Genomic DNA, 19,734 nt, shown 5'->3' on the forward strand with positions numbered 1-19,734 from the left:
TTTTGCCTTCAATATGGAAATTTCTTCAATTATAGGATATTTTTTAGCTGTTTTAGTCGGAATTTCTTTGGGATTAATCGGCAGCGGCGGTTCTATTTTATCCGTTCCCATCTTGGTTTATATTATGCATGTTGAACCCGTCCTGGCCACAGGTTATTCTTTATTTATCGTGGGTGTTTCTGCATTAGTGGGCGGAATTCAAAAAGCAAAACAACAATTAGTCGATTTTAAAAATGTAGCTTTATTTGGTATTCCTACGATTATAGCCGTTTTTCTTACTCGAAACTTTATTGTTCCAGCTATTCCAGAAAAACTAATCGAAATCGGCACATTTGTAGTGACAAAATCAGTATTTGTCATGCTTGTTTTTGCGGTAGTAATGGTCATCGCTTCCATTCGAATGATTAAGCCAATGCAACATAAAGAAAGTGAAAGCGACAAGCCGCTTAATATGAGAGCTATTGTTTTTCAGGGATTAGGAATTGGTTTAATAGCAGGATTTGTTGGAGCTGGTGGCGGATTTTTAATTATTCCTGCTTTGTATTTTTTAGCTAAAATTTCAATGAAAAAGGCCATCGGAACTTCTTTGTTTATTATCGCTTTTCAATCGCTTATTGGATTTATAGGTGATTTAAATCGAACTCCAGCAATGGATTGGAATTTGTTGTTAGGTTTTACATTGGCATCGATTGTCGGGATTTTTATCGGTAACTTATTATCAAAATATATATCTGGAGACAAATTAAAAACAAGTTTTGGATGGTTTGTGCTACTAATGGGGATTTATATTATTTTAAAAGAAGTAGTTTTGTAATATGGAAATGACTAGAAAAGAACATTGGGAAAATATTTACTCGAACAAAAAATTAGAGGAGGTAAGCTGGTATCAGCCCAAACCAGAAGTAAGTCTAGCTTTTATTTCTGCTTATAGCTCTTCTAAAACCGATGCGATTATCGATATAGGCGGTGGCGATAGTTTTTTAATTGACTATCTTTTAAAACAGGGTTACCATGATATAACCGTGTTGGATATTTCAGAAAAAGCGCTTCAACGGGCTCAGCACCGTTTGGAATCTCTTCGTACTAAAGTACAATGGTTAACGAGTGATATCACCGAATTTAATCCACTTCAACCTTATCAAATTTGGCATGACCGAGCAGTTTTTCATTTTTTGACAGAGGAAAACGAAGTTAAAAAATATGCTTTGATTGCAGCAAAAGCATTGGCTCAAAATAGCTTGATGATTATTGGAACGTTTTCTGATAAAGGTCCTTTAAAATGTTCAGGTATTGCTATTCAACAGTATACGGTTGCTACGATGTGTCAAGTTTTTCAAGATAATTTTGAATTAATCGATTCGAAAGAAATAATTCATCAAACACCGATGCAAACGGAACAACAGTTTATTTTTTGCGTATTTAGAAAAAAATGATTTCAAAAAACCAACTTCCTGGCATCTTTTTTACACTTATAATTGGTGTGCTTGTTTTTGTTTCAACCTATTTTTTTAGTTTTTTAAATAGTATTTTAGTTGGACTCTTATTGGGTATTTTCATCGGAAATATTTATAAAATAAATCCAATTTTATTTCCTGGAATTGGTTTAATGGGTGCAAAAACCCTTGAGTTTTCAATTCTTTTTCTCGCTTTTGGAATTAATTATACCAATATGGGAAAATTAGGTTGGAAAAGTTTTGTTTTGATTGCTTTGGTTGTTTTTTCCATGATTATTCTAACCGTTTATCTCGCAAAAAAAATTAAATGTCCAGGAACAGTCGGGTGGATGGTTGGTTTTGGTACAGCCATTTGCGGTTCTAGTGCTATCGCGGCATTGGCCCCTAGTATCAGCAATAAAAACAAAGAAGATATTGGGGTTTCTATGGCAGTTGTCAATTTATATGGAACAGTAGGAATGATACTTTTTCCGTTTATTTTAGCGGCTTTCTCTTTTACTTCAATTCAAAGCAGTTTAATTTTGGGAGGGACTTTGCATTCGGTTGGTAATGTTGTAGGTGCTGGTTTTACGATGTCTTCTGAAATTGGCGAACAAGCTTTGGCCATTAAATTAGCACGAATTTCATTATTATCACCGGGATTAATTTTCTTTAACTATATTACACAACGCAATACCATAAAAAATTGGAAACAACATTTTCAATTACCTTGGTATTTATGGGGTTTTATGGCGATAACAATTTTAGTTTCTGTGGTTGATTTTCCAAAAAATATCCTTGACGGAACTTCTGAAATAGGTAAAATTCTTCTGACCTTAGCCATGATTGCAATAGGACTTCGTGTGAGTTTTACTGCTTTATTACAATCAGGTAAACGCGGATTGATTTTTGGATTATTACTTTTTATTTTACAAACTGTCATTATCCTTTTAGGTATTTTTATTCTAGAAATTTGATAAATGTTGGGATTGTGTAATCAATAAGTAAAGTCAAAAACCAACAGTATTATTCCATTACAATCTGTTATCTTGTTAAAATAAGACACGTTAAATAATGTTAATTCCGATATCGAGTGAAAAATCAGTTCAAATTGGGTTTTAATATTTCTTATCTTTGTAACTAAAGTTACTGCTATTGTGAGGTTAAGCAATTAGTTTTGTAAAAAATTAAAAATATATTTTATGAAAATTGAACAAATTTATACGGGATGCTTGGCTCAAGGAGCCTATTATATAGAAAGTAAAGGTGAAGTAGCAATTATAGATCCTTTACGGGAAGTACAACCCTATTTAGATAAAGCCGAACAAAGTCAAGCCAAAATCAACTATATTTTTGAAACCCATTTTCATGCTGATTTTGTGAGTGGCCATGTTACTTTAGCAGAAAAAACGGGAGCTCCAATTGTTTTTGGTCCAAATGCAAATCCAACGTTTAAAGCACATATTGCCAAAGATGGTGAGGTGTTTAAGCTAGGCGATATTACCATTACGGCATTGCATACGCCCGGACATACCATGGAAAGCACCACATATTTATTAAAAGATAAAGAGGGAAAAGATTACGCTATTTTTAGTGGCGATACGTTGTTTTTAGGTGATGTTGGCCGACCCGACTTAGCTCAAAAAGCTGCCGATATGACTAAGGAGCAATTAGCCGGATTATTGTTTGACAGTTTGCGTACAAAAATTATGACGTTAGCAGATGAGGTCATTGTTTATCCAGCACATGGTGCAGGTTCTGCATGCGGAAAGAATTTAAGCAAAGAAACGGTGGGAACTATTGGCGAACAAAAAGCAACTAATTATGCTTTGCGTGCCAATATGACTAAAGAAGAATTTGTAAAGGAAGTAACAGATGGTTTGTTGCCTCCGCCGGCTTACTTTCCGATGAATGTTCAATTGAATAAAGAAGGGTACGGCGATGTTGAAAATATCATTAAAGAAGCTAAAGCCTATGAACCTTCTGTTTTTGAAATGATTGCAAACGAAACTGATGCGTTGGTTTTAGACGTTCGTCATCAAGATGATTTTGCAAAAGGACATATTCCAAAATCTATTTTTATTGGGATTGACGGTGGATTTGCTCCGTGGGTTGGTGCATTAATCTTAGATTATAAACAACCTATTTTATTAATTACACCAGAAGGAAAAGAAAAAGAAACCATCACTCGCTTGGCACGAGTTGGTTATGACAATACCATTGGTTATTTAAAGGGTGGATTTGAAGCATGGAAAAAAGCAGGTTTAGAATACGATACGGTTTCTACCATAGAAGCTCTCGTATTGGCTGATATGAATTATAGCAAACTCAACGTTTTTGATGTAAGAAAACCGGGTGAATATGCTTCTGAACATATGGTTGATGTGCCTTTAACACCATTGGATTTTTTAAATGAACACTTAGCAGAATTTCCAAAAGAAGAACCATTTTATTTATATTGTGCAGGTGGATACCGCAGTATGATTGCCGCTTCTATTTTAAAATCAAGAGGTTATCACAATGTTATCGATGTAAAAGGTGGTTACGTTGCTATAAAAAACACTACTATCGAGCGAACAGCCTATGTTTGTCCGAGTACCTTATAATCTAATCCCCAGAAAATCAAATATATATATATATGAAAAAAATTGTTTTTTTAGTTTTATTAGCTGTGATGACTATTTCATGTCAGTCACAAACCAACCCGAAGATTAAAGTTTTACCCGTTGCAGAATATAAATCTCATATTAGTAAGGAATCAGTTCAATTAGTTGATGTGCGAACACCGGCAGAATTTAAAGAAGGAGCAATTCCAAATGCCTTAAATATTGATGTGAATAATGCCGCTTTTGACGAAGAGATTCAAAAATTAGACAAAACAAAACCTGTTTACGTTTATTGCCGAAGTGGTGCTAGAAGTCAGACCGCCGCTCATAAAATGGTGGAGATGGGTTTTGTAGAAGTGATAGATTTAGCTGGCGGTTATCTAAGATGGAATTAAAAAACCAAAAAATTTAGAAAAATGAAAACTTTCCAAGAAATTATTCAGTCCGATAAACCAGTTTTAATTGACTTTTTTGCTACTTGGTGCGGACCTTGTCAACAATTGGGCCCAATTTTAAAACAAGTGAAAGAGGTAATGGGCGAACGCATTTCTATTCTTAAAATTGATGTAGAAAAAAATGAACAATTAGCGGCCCAATATCAGGTGAAAGGTGTACCAACCATGCTCTTGTTTCAGAATGGAAAGCAACTCTGGCGACAATCGGGCGTTTTAAGTAAAGAACAACTTATTCAAATCATTACTGAAAAGAGTAATTAAGAAAAGCTTGTATTTTTAAGTTTTTGGTTCTATTATTAAATTTAACATTTAATATTAAAGTAGTTCCATTAATTTTATATATTTGTAGTATTCAATTGTTTAATCTTAAATTATAAAAAAATATGAAAAAATTAGTTTCCTATGTTGCTATAGCGGCATTTATGTTCTCAATTAATGCTTTTGCAGGAGTAACACAAGAACAAGAAAAGAAAAAAGAAAAAGCTAAAACTGAAAAATCTTCAACTGAAGATAAAAAAGAATGTGGAACCGAGAAAAAAGGTGGATGTTGCTCTTCTAAAAAAGCTGAAGATAAAAAAGCATAATACTTTTTTTGACTTTATATAAAAAGTGTTCGAATAATCGGACACTTTTTTTTTGTTTCTAACAAAAATATTTATCAACAATATTTGCACATAACTTGTTCATTTCTTTATATTCAAAAAGGATATAAAAGTCTTATTAGAATTATATTTGTAAAAGTCAACTCAAATATTTCTACTCAAAACAAGCAATATGGAAAAATATGTTATCAAAAGAAATGGAGCTTATGTTCCTTTTGAAACCTTTAAAATTGAGGAAGCAATTAGAAAAGCTTTCCAAAGTGAATCACAACCAGTTTCGCTAGAAGTCATCGCTAGTGTATTTGGTCAATTAGAATCAAAAGAAACTTGGGCAGTTGAAGAAGTACAAGATTTAATTGAAAAAGCATTATCAGAATTTGGATTTTTTAACGTCATGCGTTCGTTTATGTTATATCGGCATACCCGAAAATTACAACGAGAGCACATTCTGGGTTTAAATGAAGATACGACTTATGTAGACAGCTCTCAGACCATTGAAGAATATATTCAACAAACCGATTGGCGAATTAATGCCAATGCAAATACCTCTTATTCTAACGCAGGCCTAGTCAATAATGTAGCAGGAAAAATCATTGCCAATTATTGGTTAGATAAAGTTTATGCCAAAGAAGAAGGTTATGCACATCGGAATGGCGACATTCACATACACGATTTAGATTGTTTAACAGGTTATTGTGCAGGGTGGAGTTTACGCGTTTTATTAAATGATGGATTCAATGGCGTTCGTGGTCGTGTAGAAAGCAGACCGCCAGCTCATTTCCGAGAAGCTTTGGGTCAGATGGCCAATTTTTTAGGAATTTTACAGAGTGAATGGGCAGGAGCACAGGCTTTTAGTTCTTTCGATACTTATTTAGCTCCCTATGTTTTTAAAGATAAACTTAGTTTTGACGAAGTGCTTAAAGCGGTTCGAAGTTTTGTTTATAATTTAAATGTTCCCGCTCGTTGGGGTCAGTCTCCGTTTACAAATATTACTATAGACTGGGTTGTTCCAGAGGATTTAAAAGAACAAATTCCGACTCGGAATAATGAACATTTATTTTTGCATAAAGCAACACCCGAAATGCTTGAACGAGCCAGAGAAAGAGGTGTTGAGAGCGTAACTGAACTCCGCTATGAACATTTTCAACCCGAAATGAACTTAATCAACAAAGCCTATTATACTATCATGACGGAAGGCGATGCAAATGGTCAACCGTTTACGTTTCCAATTCCAACCGTGAATATTACTGAAGATTTTGATTGGTATGGAGAAAACACGGATATTCTATTTGAAAATACAGCCAAGATAGGCTCTTCTTATTTTCAAAATTTTATCGGAAGTCAATATACGCTCAATGACCTAGGAGAAAAAGTAGAAAATCCAAATGCCTACAAACCCAATGCGGTACGAAGTATGTGCTGCCGTTTGCAACTCGATTTACGCGAATTACTCAAACGGGGAAATGGGCTTTTTGGAAGTGCAGAAATGACCGGAAGTATTGGGGTTGTTACCATCAATATGGCACGTTTAGGTTATTTGTATGCTCAAAATAAAACGGATTTTTACACGCAATTAGATCGACTGTTATTGCTTTCTAAATCGACCTTAGAAAAGAAACGAGTTTTTATTAAAGAGATGTATGACCGAGGAATATTTCCGTATACCAAACGCTATTTGCCACATTTTAACAATCATTTTTCAACCATTGGGGTAAATGGAATGAATGAGATGGTTTTAAATTTTACCAAAGGCGAACAGGATATTACGAGTAATTTTGGGACAGAAATGGCCACTGAAATATTAGAATTTATTCGTAATCGGATGCGTGAATTTCAAGAAGAAACAGGCAATTTATATAACCTAGAAGCCACTCCAGCCGAAGGAACTACGTATCGCTTTGCGAAAGAAGATAAAAAACGTTATTCAGATATTATTCAAGCAGGCGAAGGTGAAAACATCTATTATACCAACAGTTCGCAGATTCCGGTGGATTATACCGAGGATCCGTTTGAAGCTTTATTAATGCAAGATAATTTGCAATGTCAATATACCGGTGGTACAGTTTTACACCTTTATATGAATGAAAAAATTAGCACACCTGAAGCTTGTCGAAATTTTGTCAAAAAAGTAATAACCAATTTTAAATTACCATATATCACCGTTACTCCTGTGTTTAGCGTTTGTTCGGTGCACGGATATTTAAACGGCGAACACGAATACTGTCCAACCTGTGATGAACTTTTATTAACTCAATTAAATTTAGAAAACCATGAACCAAACACCACAAACTAAAACGCTTTTAGAGCAACACAATGAATTACGTACCAAATGCTTAGTGTATACACGAGTAATGGGTTATCATCGTCCGGTTGAAAGTTTTAATATCGGAAAAAAAGGCGAACATAAACAACGTACACACTTTAATGAAATCAAGTGCTAAAAAATTAATTCATAGCATTACTGCTTTTACATTATTGGATTATCCCGATAAAACAGCTTGCATTCTTTGGTTTGCAGGTTGCAATATGAAATGCAGCTATTGTTATAATCCAGAGATTGTATTCGGGAAAGGAAATTATACCATTCCCGAATTACTTTCTTTTTTAGAAAAAAGAAAGAATTTATTAGACGCTGTCGTTTTTAGCGGAGGAGAATGTTTGTTATATCCTGATGTCTTAGAACTGATGACTTTGGTAAAAAAAATGGGTTTTTTAATAAAAGTAGATACAAATGGAAGTATTCCGTTGCGATTACAACAAGCTATTGATTTAGAGATGATTGATTATGTGGCATTAGATTTTAAAGCACCACTATCCAAAACAAAAAGTATAACCAAAGCCGATTTTTACGAACATTTTATCCAATGTGTTGCGATTCTTCAAGAAGCTCAAATACCTTTTGAAGTGCGAACAACAGTACATTCTGATTTATTGGATGAAAGTGATTTAAAAGAAATGATTTCTATCTTAGAAGAGAAGCAGTATCGCGGAAATTATTACTTGCAATCCTTTCGAAATGGAGTGGAGACTATAGAAAAAATGAACCCTTCGAAATTCAAAGCGTTCACTCATTTGTCTACCGAGACGATTTGGGTTCAAATGCGATAAATCAGGCCAAAATTCCCATAAATTCTTTTAATTGGTCGAGTAACTTTTTTAGTTGATCTATTTCAACATGATCCATCACTACAATTTTATACCAATCATTTTTTCCGGTATGTTTTTGTGGTACTAAATCAAACTGATGCGCAATCGATTCAGGAATAAAAGATGATTTTATCGTCACAATGTTCATGTTCGGCTCTCTAAAGTAGTCAATATTCAACGCTGTTAATTGTTGACAAAGCCAATCGGTTCGCATTTGAAGCACTTTTACTTTTTCAAACCAACCATTTTCTCCATAGGTAACCAAAATCATCCAAACGGCAACGGCATTGGCTCCAGAACGGCTTCCGGAAAGCGTTAAATCCATTCCTTCAACATATTCTGCTTCTTTGGTCAAAACGTTTTCAATTAAATCTTTTCGACATAAAAAAACACCAGAACCATAAGGAGCTTGCAACATTTTATGGGCATCAACTGTAATTGATGAAACGGCAGGGTTTTTAAAATCCAATAAATTTTCTTTGGCTAAAAAAGGATAAACAAATCCACCATAAGCAGCGTCTACATGCAGTTTATAGGCAAGTTGATGTTTCTCTAAAATAGAAGTATAATCACCTGGATTATCTACAGAACCAAACATGGTCGTTCCCATATTACAAACAACGATGAAATATTTTTTTCCGAGTTGAGCGGCTTCTAGAAGTTGTTTTTCAAAAGCAACAACATCAATTTGACGACTTTCAAAATCTACTTTTACATTTAGCCAATCGATTAATAATAAATTAGAGCCTTTCGCAATTGAATAATGCGTGTCTTCAGAGGCGATAATTGCAATTTCAGCGGGTTGTGCTCCAAACGATTTCATAAAATAATTTCGAAACATCCACAATGCTTGCAAATTAGCTTCTGTTCCTCCTGTTGCTATATAACCGTCGTAACCGTCTTGTTCACAGCCAAATATAGCGGTAGCCAAGATGTCGATTGTTTCTTTTTCAATTTTTTGAGAACCCTTAAATGCATTTTCAGATGTTCCGGTGGTGTGACAACCAATATGATTTGGATTAGCCACATAGGTTGATAAAACGGGAGCATCTTTTAAAAATGGGGCGTCGTCATAAAAAACTCTACCATCTAATTTTGAAGCAGGATAGCCTAACGGAGCGTCTATGGAGAAATTAATGTTTTCCAACAATGCTCGATTTACTCTCGCAACTTGTTCTGCATGGTTCAGCTTTTTCCAATTTTTCATTTGTTTTCTATTTTGTGCAAATTTCGTCGTTATAGTCAGCTATACGTATGATTTTAATCATAATTTTAAAGTTTATTTCAAGTTAATTTTGTTCCCTAATTGCCGTATTAATTTTGAATTACAAGACAACTTTGTTTTCAATTTGAGAAACTAGGTTATCTTTGATAAAAAAATATGTTTTCAAAAACCTGTGAATATGCCATTCGAGCAACGATTATAATTGCCTCTGAATCGCAATTAGGAAATAAAGTTAGTTTACGTGAGATTGCCAGAAAAATTGATTCACCCGAATCGTTCACGGCCAAAATACTCCAAAAATTAGCAAAAAATGATATTGTAGAATCCTCAAAAGGAAATGGTGGTGGTTTTTTTGTGTCGAAAGAAAAATTAAGTAATGTAAAACTTCGACAAATTGTATTAGCATTCGATGGAGATACTATTTATAAACGCTGTAGTTTAGGGCTTCAAGATTGTTCCGATGTAAAGCCTTGTCCCTTTCATGACCAATATAAACCCATTCGCGAACAACTCAAAAATGCATTAGATTCTACCGATTTAGCTCAATTAATTATAGGTTTAAAAATAGGGGAGACCCATCTGAAAATTTAAAAAATTTAATTTAAAATAAGACTAAAAAGTCCGATTAGAAATGACTAAAACTGAAGATTGGAAGAAAAAAATTTTGGATTTAAAAGAGCAAAAAAACGCCGTAATACTTGCTCATTATTACCAAGAACCAGCTATTCAAGAAATAGCAGATTTTGTAGGTGATAGTTTAGAATTGTCGCGAAAGGCAGCAACTTCAACAGCTGAAATCATTGTTTTTGCAGGTGTTTATTTTATGGCAGAAACGGCAAAAATTGTAAATCCAACCAAAAAAGTACTTGTTCCAGACGTCGCTGCGGGTTGTTCATTAGCCGATGGTTGTCCGCCCGATGAATTTCGAGCGTTTATTAATCAATATCCCAATCACCACGTGGTTACTTATATCAATTGTTCAGCGGAAATTAAAACGATGAGTGACAGTGTTTGTACCTCTTCTAATGCTATAAAAGTAATTAATGCTATTCCAAAAGACAAACCAATTCTTTTTGCTCCAGATAAAAATTTAGGTAAATACTTGATTAAAGAAACTGGTAGAGATATGGTTTTATGGGAAGGTTCGTGCGTGGTTCATGAAGCATTTTCATTAGAAAAATTAATTGATTTATATCAAAAAAATCCTGATGCCGTCATCATTGCACATCCCGAATCAGAAACACATATTTTAAAAGTAGCTCAATTTATAGGCTCCACTTCGGCGATGATTAATTACGTTAAAGAATCGCCTGAAACTAAATTTATTGTGGCTACAGAAAACGGAATTTTGCATAAAATGCAACAAGAAGCTCCACATAAAATACTACTTCCTGCTCCTTCTAAAGAAGATAATAGTTGTGCGTGTAGTGAATGTGCTTTTATGAAAGTCAATACGTTAGAAAAACTATATCGCTGTTTGCTAGAGGAATCACCTGAAGTTAAATTAGATGAAAATATCATAAAAAAAGCAATTGTTCCTATTGAACGAATGCTTCAACTATAAGTGTATGAAATCGTGTGATGTTTTAATATCAGGAACTGGAATTGCGGGACTTTCACTTGCCATACAATTGATGGAAAAAAAACCCGAATTAAAAATTATTTTACTTACAAAAAACGAACCAGAAGAAAGTAATACGTCACTTGCTCAAGGTGGAATTGCAGCTGTTTGTGACCGATTAGTCGATAGTTTTGAAGAACATATTCAAGACACGTTAAATGCCGGTCAGGGAAAGTGCAATCCAACAATAGTAGAAATGGTTGTCAAACAAGGGCCACAACGATTGAATGAATTAATCCGTTGGGGTGCCGAATTTGATACAGAAAATGATGGTCAATTAGCCATGGCTTTAGAAGGCGGTCACAGTCGAAGCCGAGTGGTTCATCATAAAGATAAAACGGGTTGGCATATTCAAAAAGTTTTATGGGATAAAATTATAGCTTCTCCACAAGTAGAAGTGATTGCTCACGCTTTTGGAATTGATTTAATAACCCAAGTTTTAGAAGAGGAAACATTAGTAATTGGATTGAATTATTTGCCAAAAGAAAATACGCAGATAAAGCAGGTTTTTGCCTCAACGGTGGTTTTAGCAACTGGCGGATGTGGACAACTTTTTCAATATACGTCTAATCCGAGTATCGCTACGGCAGATGGCGTTGCAATGGCTTTTAGAGCAGGAGCAACCATTAAGGAAATGCAATATATTCAATTTCATCCCACTGCTTTATACGAAAAAAATAAAAGTAATTTGTTTTTGATTTCTGAGGCCATTCGAGGTTATGGAGGCTATGTAGTGAATCAAAAAGGAGAACGTTTTTTATTTCAGTATGATTCTCGTGGCGAATTGGCCACGCGTGATATTGTTTCGCATGCCATTCTTGATCACCTCAAACTCACTCAAGATTCGTGTGCTTTTTTAGACCTTCGACATTTGAATCAAGCGGATTTTAAAATTCAATTTCCAACGATTTACGCTCAAATTTTGCAAACAAATTTAAACCCTGCTTTACATTTGATTCCGATTATTCCAGCAGCTCATTATCAATGTGGTGGAATTGAAGTAGACCAAAACGGACGAACATCGCTAAGCAATTTATATGCACTTGGCGAATGTTCAAGTACGGGTTTGCATGGAGCTAATCGGTTGGCTTCTAATTCTTTATTAGAAGCCTTGGTTTTTGCATTTAATGCTGCTAATGAAATTGTAAAACGGCAACTTCCACCGCTTGAACCGCTTATTTTAAAGGCATCCAGAGTTTTTGAGCCCCATGAAATAATTGAATCAGCGGTAATAAATGTTTTTAAAAATAAGGTTAAAAGCATGATGAATTATCAAACATTGCACGCCTCAAAAGAAGAAAAACTGACGATTATAGAACAACTCACAAAAATTCATTTTGATTTAATTGAATGTGTGGAGTACTATTTTCGATGTCGGAATTGTATCGAATTAGAAAATATGTTACAAACCGCTTTGATTATTATGGAACACGCTTTAAGTGAAAATGAGCTTTCTTCCTTCAATTCTAATTTTAATACTGTTTTATCCTAAAAGCACAACCTAACCAATAAAAAAACACTTGAATAATATTCTTCAAGTGTTTTTTTTATCTTCAAAGATTCTAAGTTAATTAAGGGAATACAACACATTAATAAATACATTTCGTCCCATTCTAGGAATATTATTCCAATCGGCAAACGTCGAGTAATCGGCATCTAAGATGTTCTCTATACCTGTTCGCAAACTCAATTTTGTTTTATCAAAGGAGAGCGTATAACTTGTTGCAAAATTTAAAATAGCATAAGCTGGCTTTTCAATTTCGCCATAAAATGGAGCATAATTGGTTTGGGTAGCATTTCCTTGAACCTCTATTTCCGCTGTAAAAGCTGCTTTTTTATAAAACAATTTACTTTGATAAGCCAACGGGCTAATAAACGGGAGATTTTCACCATCGCTTCCTTTTCCGTAACTGTAGGTTAATTGGTTATCCCACTTTAAATTTGACATCAAATAGGTTTCAAAATTAAAAACCGATTTAATTAAAGAAGCATAATCGATTGCACTATAAATCTTTACGCCTTGTGCTCCAATAGTCATTTGATAAACCGATGGATCTGGTTTTCCTACGATATAATTTGAAATATGAAAATAAGAAGTACTAAAAGAGGTTTTAAATGATTTGGTTTGATATTTCAAATTTACCGAAGCCTCTGCTGATTGTTCATTCTCTAAATCAGGATTTCCAATATAATCATAACGGTCAAAACTATTAAACAAGTAAAATCCGTATCCTTCTGAAACCGAAGGAGCTCTTTCGCCATAAGCGAGACCAAAAGAATAACCAAATTTCTCTTTTTTCCAATTAAAATTGGTCGCTAAGCTTTTTAGAAATCTATTTTTATCGGCTTTTAATCCAGGATAAAATATTTGTAAACTTTCTAATCCAAACTGACTTTTCACTTCATTAAACTGATTTCCTAAACTTCCAGAAATTTTGAAGTTGCTATGACAATTGAATTCATAGGTGTTTTCAGCATAAATTCCGTTATAAAAAGTAATAACATCTGGCCAAGTAAGCATGAACATGATGTTTTCATTTGGATCACTTGGATACATGGTCATTTCTGCCAAAGAACGATTGTAAAACGAGTTAAATGTACCTAAAAAAGTATTTTTATTTACTTTTCCATCTAAATTGGCATACATTCCATAGGTGTCACTCCATCCCGGCATATCCATGTGAATGGCTACATCTGGTCTTGTGGTATCATCCATTATGTGCGTGATGGTGTTGTAATAGACTTTTGTTTCCAATTTGTTAAAAATAGATTCCATTGGAATATATTCAAATTTCACTGAAGTAATTAACGCTTCAGCCAAAGAAACGTCCATTGGCAGAGCGGGATAACCGACATCGGTTGCTTTATCATAAATAACAGCCGCTTCAAAATACTTGTTCTTATTAAATAAAAATCCAGCGGTAGTCGACATATTTATTTTTCTAAACTGTGAAAAAAGAACTTCGTTATTGTTTCCTGCGGTATAATTTTCAGCCTCTCGAAACATGACATTGTTATCGATAAAAAACAAACTATCTGCATAATTGATAGCTCCACCTATAATTTTTTGCTGATTATTAAAATCGTAGCCCGCATTAAAATAGCCATTAAATCCTTTTTTGCCAATCTCACTTCGGTTTCTTTTTAAGTTGATTGAGCCTCCAATGGTTGGGCCGTGACAACTTCCACTTTGTCCCGAGGCTATTTCTGCTTCAGACAAATTAGAAACCTCTACATAGGACGTAATTGGATCCATTTTATCGGTACAAGCACCAAAAATTCGCATTCCATCAATGGTAACTACGGTTCGTTCCGTACTCATGTTGTTAATAGTTGGTTCCCAGGCATAACCGCCTCTTTTAATCATTTCCACAGCACCAGATTGTTGAAGATATTCATCAATTGTGGCTAATGGTTTAAATTGTTTTTGAACTAAATCTGTTTTCTTTCCAATAAGTATAATTTCTGTTAAACTCATTGGGAGTATACTATCATTTTCTTGACTAAATAAACGAATAGGAAGAAGAAAAAGAAGTACTATAAATAGCAATTTTTTCATTTCGGATAAATTTCGGATATAATTTATAACTTATATCAGGGGTTGAATATGTTTTAAAAAGGTCAAAAAGTTATTTTTTCGACCTTTTTAAACTCTTTTTATTTAGAATTCGATTTCTAAAAAGATGCTGCTTGCAGGGTTTTCTTCTGTCACTACTTCACCTTTTAAAACCTCGTCTAACTCATTCAGTAATTGCAAATTGATTTTCCAATAGCCCGTCATCGTTAACGATAATTTTCCGTGGTATAATTTATCCGCTGATTGAGTCAAATCGACATTATTTGGAGAAGTGTGGTTGCCCATACTCGGCATTCTAGGGTCAATTTTGATTTTGTAGTTGTCTACAATAGGAAAAGACATCATGCTTTCCATTTTATATAATCCAAAAGTGACGTCATTCAAGGCTACTTTTGGAGAAGAAGGATCAATTAGGGCAATTAGGTATTTTTTATTATCGGAACCCATAAATGAAGTCACTTTTCTTTTTGCAGAAGCGGGAACATTAATGTTTTCTGTGGCAGTATACAATATGCCATTAATAGTGTAATCAATTTTTAAATCCCAATATTCAGTTTCATTTTGGGCCATTTGAAAAACAATATAACCATTGTATAGGGTTTCTTTTAAAGCAGTTTTTGCTACCTCTGATTTAGGACAAGAGTGATTCATCGTTGCCATATGCATAACCGGCATCCAGCTTACGGTTGCGTTTTTTTCGTATTCGTTAGTGTTTTTATCTTTAAAACGAAGAGAAATAGCATTATAACCTTGCTCCAAAGCACCAGTTGAATTATATAGTTCAATGATATGGGTATCGTTAGTGAATTCTTGAATTTTTGTTAAACCATCTAATTCATTTACAATAGTTTCCTCATCATCAGAAGAACAAGCGGTTAGGATAGCTAATATAAATAAAAAGCTATATTTAAGTAATTTCATTTTTTGTTTATTTTAATTTTAGACATAAGTAAGACACTTTAGTTAAGAATAACTAAAGAAAAAATCAAGACGATTTTGGTAATAAAGTACTTAAGCTAAAATAGGAGGGTGAAAAATAGAAGTACTATTTAATCGAAAGTATATGCAATTGTATAAGGTAGACACCTTTTTTGTTATTGTAATATTCGATGTAAAGGAATAAGTTGTTAAATGATCACAAAACAAAACTTCTATAGTAATTGGTTTTCCTTTTTGCTCATTTGATTTCGGGTTTTCATCTTGGGCAAGTTCCGCTAATTCTTTTTTCAAATGACATTTACCGTTACACTCTAATTCTGGTTTTTGTGTGTTTTCGCATAACTGTGTGGATATATAATCATAGTTTATAACGTAATCCACCACGGGAAACACTGGTTTTAGTAAGAAAAATGCGGCTACTATGTATATAATGTATTTCAAAAGGATGAATTACGGTTGTTTAGATGGGGCAAAATTAAATGACAAAATTTGTATAAAATATGATTTTAATCATAAAATGTGAATTGTTTAAACTAGACCTTTGTGTCATAAATTAAAAAACATCAATTTATGAACAAATTATCATTATTAGTAGTAGTATTTATTTTGTTTATTTCCTGTGGAAAAGACAAAAAGGAAGGGGGCGAGGACTTCTCTGCAAGCCCAAGTACGGAAGAAAGTGCAGCATCAACTGATGCATCTTCTTATGACCCAAACCGTGGAGAAGGAAAGCATGAAAATGTTGATTTAGGAGCAGCATTGGATGTCGCTATGGCAGAAAAAGGAGAAAGCATTTCAGGCGTGAAATGTAATTCTTGTCACAAAATGACAGACGAACGTTTAGTTGGTCCAGGGTGGAAAGGCGTAACAGAACGCAGAAAGCCAGAATGGATTATGAACTTCATCACCAATCCTGACCCAATGATCGACAAAGATCCTGAATTACAAGCTCAGTTAGAATTGTGTTTGGTAAGAATGCCAAATCAATCTTTAGCAGATCAAGAAGCTCGTGAGATTTTGGAATTCATGCGTAAAAATGACGGTGTAAAATAAAAACAAATTATAAATCGAACGTATATGAAAAATAGATTTTTAACAGCAAGTTTTGCTATCGTTTTAGTTGCCGCTTTTTTTGGTTCATGTAGACCAAAAAATACTAGTGATGCCGTAAGTGGCGATGCCGCTTCTAAAGTTTATGTAGCCCCAGGAAAATATGACGAATTCTACAATTTCGTTTCTGGTGGTTTTAGTGGACAAATGAGTATTTACGGACTACCAAGTGGTCGAATGCTTAAAGTAATTCCTATTTTCTCTCAGGATCCAGAAAGTGGATGGGGATTTAGTGAAGAATCAAAACCAATGTTGAATACTTCTGAAGGATTTATTCCTTGGGATGATCAACATCACCTTGAATTATCTCAAACTAATGGAGAAGTAGATGGAAGATGGATTTTTGCAAACGCAAATAATACACCACGGGTAGCGAGAGTTGATTTAAAACGTTTTAAAACGGCAGAAATCATTGAATTACCTAACTCAGCAGGTAATCACTCTTCTCCTTTTATTACAGAAAACACTGAATATGTAGTCGCTGGAACACGTTTTGCTGTACCAGGTGATTATGAAAATGGTGATGTGCCAATTAACACGTACAAAGAAAATTTTAAAGCTCACATCAGTTTTATCAGTGTTGATAAAGAAACAGGAGGAATGGATATTGCATTCCAATTGCGTTTACCTGGAGTAAACTTTGACCTTTCTCACGCAGGTAAAGGAAAATCACATGGCTGGTTCTTCTTCTCTTGTTATAATTCAGAACAAGCTAACACGCTTTTAGAAGTAAATGCATCTCAAAATGATAAAGATTTTATCATGGCAGTAGACTGGAAAAAAGCAGAAGAGTACATCAAAGCTGGTAAAGGAAGAAAAGAAAAAGCTAGATATGCTCATAATACTTGGAATGATGAAACACATACTGGAACTTCAGTAATTAAAGAAGAAGTTTTAGTATTAGATGCAATGGAATTAAAAGACATTTGTTATTTAATGCCATGTCCAAAATCACCTCACGGTTGTGACGTTGATCCAACTGGAGAATACATTGTAGGTTCTGGAAAATTAGCTGCTTTAATCCCAGTATTTAGTTTTGATAAAATGACCAAAGCTATTGCAAACAAAGATTTTGAAGGTGATTACGAAGGAATTCCTGTATTAAAATATAACTCTGTTTTACATGGAGAAGTTCAAAAACCAGGATTAGGACCATTACACACTGAATTTGACGGAAAAGGAAATGCTTATTCAACAATGTTTGTTTCTTCTGAAGTTGTTAAATGGGATATTAAAACACTTAAAGTGTTAGATAGAGCTCCAACCTATTATTCTGTTGGTCACTTAATGATTCCTGGTGGGGATTCAAGAAAACCATTCGGAAAATACTTAGTAGCTTATAACAAAATTACGAAAGACAGATATTTACCAACAGGACCTGAGTTAACTCAATCTGCTCAATTATATGATATTAGTGGTGATAAAATGCAATTATTGTTAGATTTCCCAACTATTGGTGAACCTCACTATGCTCAAGCAGCTCCAGCGGATTTAATTCGTAATAATGGACAATTGAAAATTTATGACATTAATAAAAACGAACACCCAAGAGTAGCAAAAGGAGAAAAAGAAACTAAAGTAGTTAGAGAAGGAAATAAAGTGCATGTTTACATGACTATGGTTCGTTCTCACTTCTCTCCAGATAATATTGAAGGAATTAAAGTTGGTGACGATGTGTATTTCCACATTACGAATCTTGAACAAGATTGGGATGTACCACACGGATTTGCAATTAAAAATGCTCCAACTGCTGAATTGTTAGTGATGCCAGGTGAAACAATGACTTTATACTGGAAAGCAACAAAAGTAGGTATTGTACCATTCTATTGTACAGATTTCTGTAGTGCGTTACACCAAGAAATGCAAGGATACATTAGAGTATCTCCTGCAGGAAGTAATGTGCCAATTTCTTACAGCTTAGGTACTAATTTACCCGCTTCTTCTAAATAATAATCATAGAAATGAGGGAGCAATTTAAAACTGCTCCCTTATTTTTTTAAAAATCTTAAAATGAAAACATCAAATTTAACTTTGGCTTCAAAAGTTATGCTTTTGATTGTAGGTTTACTTTTTATAGCTTCTTTATTTATGCCCTTATGGAGAATCGAATTAGATGCTCCACAATATCCAGAAGGATTAACATTGCAGTTACACGCCAATAAAATTGCAGGTGATGTGGATATTATTAATGGTTTAAATCATTATATCGGAATGGCAACTTTGCACACAGAGAATTTCTTTGAATTCACGATTTTACCTTATATATTTGGTGCGTTTGCCCTGATTGCATTAGTTTTAATTTTTGTGAATAATAGAAAAGCAGTTTTAGGCTTTTTAGTTACTTATGTTCTCTTTATTATTCTTTCTGCGATAGATTTTTACAGATGGAATTATGAATACGGACATAATCTTGATCCAAATGCGGCAATTATAGTACCAGGAATGGCCTACCAACCGCCTTTAATCGGATTTAAACAATTATTAAACTTTGGAGCTTTTTCAATTCCTGATACAGGAGGTTGGTTGCTAGCCGGAGCTGGACTCTTATTAGCATTAATTGTTCTTAAAGAATTTAAATTTAAAAAAACAGTATAATGAAAATTTTATCTTATTTTTTACTTCTCTCAATCGTAATTTCTTGTGGAACTAAAGAAGTTGAACCAATTAAATTATCCGCCTATGGTTGTGAATATTGCAAAATGAAAATTGCAGACGGAAAATTTGGTGCCGAATTAATTACGGCCAAAGGAAGAGTATATAAATTTGATGATATGCATTGCATGATTAATTATCATAAGGAGAATGTTTCCACAAAAATTCAATCTTTTTATATTCATGATTTTAATCAAAACAATGTACTTATTCCAGCTGAAACCGCTTTTTATATTAAAGGAGGCGAAATCAATAGCCCAATGCACGGCAATGTAATTGCAGTACAAACTAAAGAAGAAGCGGAAGAATTAGCTAAAAATTTTAAGGCAACTCCAAGTTCTTGGAGTGAAATTATTAAATAGAATTA

The 19,734-nt window shown here is 33.9% G+C and carries 21 protein-coding genes; 17 read left to right on the forward strand and 4 right to left on the reverse strand.

The genetic code is table 11. The annotated features are described in order from the left end of the window. The first annotated feature begins 13 nt into the window (after positions 1-13). From PHR76_RS02730 to PHR76_RS02775, 10 genes are all read left to right on the forward strand, one after another. A complete protein-coding gene (locus tag PHR76_RS02730; protein WP_300058275.1) occupies positions 14-814 on the forward strand; it encodes a sulfite exporter TauE/SafE family protein in 801 nt (266 codons plus the stop codon). Positions 815-821: 7 nt separating this feature from the next. After that, positions 822-1,433 carry a class I SAM-dependent methyltransferase gene (locus PHR76_RS02735; protein WP_366143563.1) on the forward strand — a complete coding sequence of 204 codons (612 nt, stop codon included), beginning with the start codon at positions 822-824 and terminating at the stop codon, positions 1,431-1,433. Beyond that, on the forward strand, positions 1,430-2,410 hold the full coding sequence (locus PHR76_RS02740; protein WP_300058281.1) for a putative sulfate exporter family transporter: 981 nt from the start codon (positions 1,430-1,432) through the stop codon (positions 2,408-2,410). Before PHR76_RS02735 ends, PHR76_RS02740 begins: the two co-directional genes overlap by 4 nt. A gap of 225 nt (positions 2,411-2,635) precedes the next feature. Further along, positions 2,636-4,039: an MBL fold metallo-hydrolase gene (locus tag PHR76_RS02745; RefSeq protein WP_300058283.1), complete on the forward strand. Its 1,404-nt coding sequence runs from the start codon at positions 2,636-2,638 to the stop codon at positions 4,037-4,039. 32 nt (positions 4,040-4,071) lie between these two features. Next, the gene (locus PHR76_RS02750) at positions 4,072-4,434 is read left to right on the forward strand and encodes a rhodanese-like domain-containing protein (protein ID WP_300058287.1); all 363 of its coding nucleotides are present in this window, start codon (positions 4,072-4,074) and stop codon (positions 4,432-4,434) included. Between the two features lie 21 nt (positions 4,435-4,455). Continuing rightward, positions 4,456-4,755, forward strand: a complete 300-nt coding sequence (trxA, locus tag PHR76_RS02755; protein ID WP_300058290.1) for a thioredoxin — start codon at positions 4,456-4,458, stop codon at positions 4,753-4,755. Between the two features lie 122 nt (positions 4,756-4,877). Next, positions 4,878-5,078, forward strand: a complete 201-nt coding sequence (locus tag PHR76_RS02760; protein WP_300058293.1) for a hypothetical protein — start codon at positions 4,878-4,880, stop codon at positions 5,076-5,078. Between the two features lie 190 nt (positions 5,079-5,268). Then, positions 5,269-7,389: a ribonucleoside triphosphate reductase gene (locus tag PHR76_RS02765; protein ID WP_300058296.1), complete on the forward strand. Its 2,121-nt coding sequence runs from the start codon at positions 5,269-5,271 to the stop codon at positions 7,387-7,389. Beyond that, the gene (gene nrdD / locus PHR76_RS02770) at positions 7,367-7,537 is read left to right on the forward strand and encodes an anaerobic ribonucleoside-triphosphate reductase (RefSeq protein WP_300058298.1); all 171 of its coding nucleotides are present in this window, start codon (positions 7,367-7,369) and stop codon (positions 7,535-7,537) included. Before PHR76_RS02765 ends, nrdD begins: the two co-directional genes overlap by 23 nt. Further along, positions 7,521-8,204 (forward strand): anaerobic ribonucleoside-triphosphate reductase activating protein, encoded by a 684-nt coding sequence (locus PHR76_RS02775; protein WP_300058300.1) that lies wholly within the window; start codon positions 7,521-7,523, stop codon positions 8,202-8,204. Before nrdD ends, PHR76_RS02775 begins: the two co-directional genes overlap by 17 nt. Before the next feature lies 1 nt (position 8,205). Here PHR76_RS02775 and PHR76_RS02780 read toward each other — a convergent pair whose 3' ends face one another. Further along, entirely contained in the window at positions 8,206-9,450 is a 1,245-nt protein-coding gene (locus PHR76_RS02780; protein ID WP_300058303.1) for an aminotransferase class I/II-fold pyridoxal phosphate-dependent enzyme, read from the reverse strand. 174 nt (positions 9,451-9,624) lie between these two features. Between PHR76_RS02780 and PHR76_RS02785 the strand changes: the two genes are divergently transcribed. Genes PHR76_RS02785 through nadB form a run of 3 tightly spaced genes read left to right on the forward strand, consistent with a single transcriptional unit; the run spans position 9,625 to position 12,581 of the window. Continuing rightward, the gene (locus PHR76_RS02785) at positions 9,625-10,059 is read left to right on the forward strand and encodes an Rrf2 family transcriptional regulator (RefSeq protein ID WP_300058306.1); all 435 of its coding nucleotides are present in this window, start codon (positions 9,625-9,627) and stop codon (positions 10,057-10,059) included. Positions 10,060-10,099: 40 nt separating this feature from the next. Further along, entirely contained in the window at positions 10,100-11,032 is a 933-nt protein-coding gene (gene nadA, locus PHR76_RS02790) for a quinolinate synthase NadA (RefSeq protein WP_300058309.1), read from the forward strand. 4 nt (positions 11,033-11,036) lie between these two features. Then, the gene (nadB, locus tag PHR76_RS02795; protein ID WP_300058312.1) at positions 11,037-12,581 is read left to right on the forward strand and encodes an L-aspartate oxidase; all 1,545 of its coding nucleotides are present in this window, start codon (positions 11,037-11,039) and stop codon (positions 12,579-12,581) included. A gap of 75 nt (positions 12,582-12,656) precedes the next feature. Here the strand turns inward: nadB and PHR76_RS02800 are convergent, their stop codons facing one another. From PHR76_RS02800 to PHR76_RS02810, 3 genes are all read right to left on the reverse strand, one after another. Beyond that, positions 12,657-14,648, reverse strand: a complete 1,992-nt coding sequence (locus PHR76_RS02800) for a TonB-dependent receptor (protein WP_300058314.1) — start codon at positions 14,646-14,648, stop codon at positions 12,657-12,659. Between the two features lie 102 nt (positions 14,649-14,750). Next, positions 14,751-15,587 (reverse strand): hypothetical protein, encoded by an 837-nt coding sequence (locus PHR76_RS02805; protein WP_300058317.1) that lies wholly within the window; start codon positions 15,585-15,587, stop codon positions 14,751-14,753. Positions 15,588-15,677: 90 nt separating this feature from the next. After that, on the reverse strand, positions 15,678-15,986 hold the full coding sequence (locus tag PHR76_RS02810; protein WP_300058321.1) for a hypothetical protein: 309 nt from the start codon (positions 15,984-15,986) through the stop codon (positions 15,678-15,680). Between the two features lie 189 nt (positions 15,987-16,175). Here PHR76_RS02810 and PHR76_RS02815 point away from each other — a divergent pair, with 189 nt between their 5' ends. From PHR76_RS02815 to PHR76_RS02830, 4 genes are read left to right on the forward strand one after another with little or no spacing between them, the layout of a single operon-like run. Beyond that, the gene (locus PHR76_RS02815) at positions 16,176-16,658 is read left to right on the forward strand and encodes a c-type cytochrome (RefSeq protein WP_300058324.1); all 483 of its coding nucleotides are present in this window, start codon (positions 16,176-16,178) and stop codon (positions 16,656-16,658) included. 24 nt (positions 16,659-16,682) lie between these two features. After that, positions 16,683-18,665 carry a Sec-dependent nitrous-oxide reductase gene (gene nosZ, locus PHR76_RS02820; protein WP_300058327.1) on the forward strand — a complete coding sequence of 661 codons (1,983 nt, stop codon included), beginning with the start codon at positions 16,683-16,685 and terminating at the stop codon, positions 18,663-18,665. A 60-nt stretch (positions 18,666-18,725) separates the two neighbouring features. Further along, a complete protein-coding gene (locus tag PHR76_RS02825; protein ID WP_300058330.1) occupies positions 18,726-19,310 on the forward strand; it encodes a hypothetical protein in 585 nt (194 codons plus the stop codon). Beyond that, entirely contained in the window at positions 19,310-19,729 is a 420-nt protein-coding gene (locus tag PHR76_RS02830) for a nitrous oxide reductase accessory protein NosL (protein ID WP_300058333.1), read from the forward strand. The genes PHR76_RS02825 and PHR76_RS02830 overlap by 1 nt, the downstream gene beginning before the upstream one ends. Positions 19,730-19,734: the final 5 nt, after the last annotated feature.

Source organism: Flavobacterium sp., assembly GCF_028689845.1.
GTDB lineage: Bacteria > Bacteroidota > Bacteroidia > Flavobacteriales > Flavobacteriaceae > Flavobacterium.

Bases quoted from the DNA above. Each gene is read 5' to 3' on its own strand.
- nadA (WP_300058309.1), top strand. From the start codon at position 10,100: ATGACTAAAACTGAAGATTGGAAGAAAAAAATTTTGGATTTAAAAGAG.
- PHR76_RS02815 (WP_300058324.1), top strand. From the start codon at position 16,176: ATGAACAAATTATCATTATTAGTAGTAGTATTTATTTTGTTTATTTCC.
- nrdD (WP_300058298.1), top strand. From the start codon at position 7,367: ATGAACCAAACACCACAAACTAAAACGCTTTTAGAGCAACACAATGAA.
- PHR76_RS02735 (WP_366143563.1), top strand. From the start codon at position 822: ATGACTAGAAAAGAACATTGGGAAAATATTTACTCGAACAAAAAATTA.
- PHR76_RS02740 (WP_300058281.1), top strand. From the start codon at position 1,430: ATGATTTCAAAAAACCAACTTCCTGGCATCTTTTTTACACTTATAATT.
- PHR76_RS02785 (WP_300058306.1), top strand. From the start codon at position 9,625: ATGTTTTCAAAAACCTGTGAATATGCCATTCGAGCAACGATTATAATT.
- PHR76_RS02805 (WP_300058317.1), bottom strand. From the start codon at position 15,587: ATGAAATTACTTAAATATAGCTTTTTATTTATATTAGCTATCCTAACC.
- PHR76_RS02760 (WP_300058293.1), top strand. From the start codon at position 4,878: ATGAAAAAATTAGTTTCCTATGTTGCTATAGCGGCATTTATGTTCTCA.
- PHR76_RS02750 (WP_300058287.1), top strand. From the start codon at position 4,072: ATGAAAAAAATTGTTTTTTTAGTTTTATTAGCTGTGATGACTATTTCA.
- PHR76_RS02765 (WP_300058296.1), top strand. From the start codon at position 5,269: ATGGAAAAATATGTTATCAAAAGAAATGGAGCTTATGTTCCTTTTGAA.
- PHR76_RS02830 (WP_300058333.1), top strand. From the start codon at position 19,310: ATGAAAATTTTATCTTATTTTTTACTTCTCTCAATCGTAATTTCTTGT.
- PHR76_RS02730 (WP_300058275.1), top strand. From the start codon at position 14: ATGGAAATTTCTTCAATTATAGGATATTTTTTAGCTGTTTTAGTCGGA.
- PHR76_RS02825 (WP_300058330.1), top strand. From the start codon at position 18,726: ATGAAAACATCAAATTTAACTTTGGCTTCAAAAGTTATGCTTTTGATT.
- trxA (WP_300058290.1), top strand. From the start codon at position 4,456: ATGAAAACTTTCCAAGAAATTATTCAGTCCGATAAACCAGTTTTAATT.
- nadB (WP_300058312.1), top strand. From the start codon at position 11,037: ATGAAATCGTGTGATGTTTTAATATCAGGAACTGGAATTGCGGGACTT.
- PHR76_RS02745 (WP_300058283.1), top strand. From the start codon at position 2,636: ATGAAAATTGAACAAATTTATACGGGATGCTTGGCTCAAGGAGCCTAT.
- PHR76_RS02775 (WP_300058300.1), top strand. From the start codon at position 7,521: ATGAAATCAAGTGCTAAAAAATTAATTCATAGCATTACTGCTTTTACA.
- PHR76_RS02780 (WP_300058303.1), bottom strand. From the start codon at position 9,450: ATGAAAAATTGGAAAAAGCTGAACCATGCAGAACAAGTTGCGAGAGTA.
- PHR76_RS02800 (WP_300058314.1), bottom strand. From the start codon at position 14,648: ATGAAAAAATTGCTATTTATAGTACTTCTTTTTCTTCTTCCTATTCGT.
- nosZ (WP_300058327.1), top strand. From the start codon at position 16,683: ATGAAAAATAGATTTTTAACAGCAAGTTTTGCTATCGTTTTAGTTGCC.